Source organism: Parvimonas sp. M20 (assembly GCF_035282425.1).
In the GTDB taxonomy this organism is placed as follows: domain Bacteria; phylum Bacillota; class Clostridia; order Tissierellales; family Peptoniphilaceae; genus Parvimonas.
Map to the genome: position 1 here is coordinate 1 of NZ_JAYKBQ010000085.1, position 444 is coordinate 444.

Sequence of the window (444 nt, forward strand, 5' to 3'; positions counted from 1 at the left end):
TAGAACGATCTCTTTGCCAGGATGGAAATCGGAATCATCCGCCATTTTAATGGGATAATGGCGCCCACCATAGCCATTCTGCTGAGTGGTGGCTAACTTCTGCACCATCTCACGTTCATATTCCCAGGGCTTGCCACCTTCCTTCTTGATAGCATTGCCCTCAGCATCCTTCTTGGGACCCACATCCATGTCTACCATGGATACACTACCCTTGTGATAGTGGGACGATGCACAAAAGCCATCGGGAGAATAGGACATATAAAGGCCTTTAGCCTTATCCTTACGATACCATCGATAATCATGGTCTTTAATCCGCATAGGATCGTAAGCAGCCTTGAAGGCTACATCAGGTCGATTGGAATAGGCATCGCGCCATTGAATATCGATGTCCAGGAGCCATTCAGGAATAGGCTGCGGATTATCCACAAGGATAAGCCTGGTAGC

At 48.0% G+C, this 444-nt stretch carries 1 protein-coding gene; it reads right to left on the reverse strand.

Annotation, left to right across the window (positions count from 1 at the left end; genetic code table 11):
* Positions 1-426 (reverse strand): hypothetical protein (locus tag VJI93_RS08515; protein ID WP_324009278.1); only part of this gene is annotated, 426 nt, incomplete at its 3' end.
* Positions 427-444 lie beyond the last annotated feature (18 nt).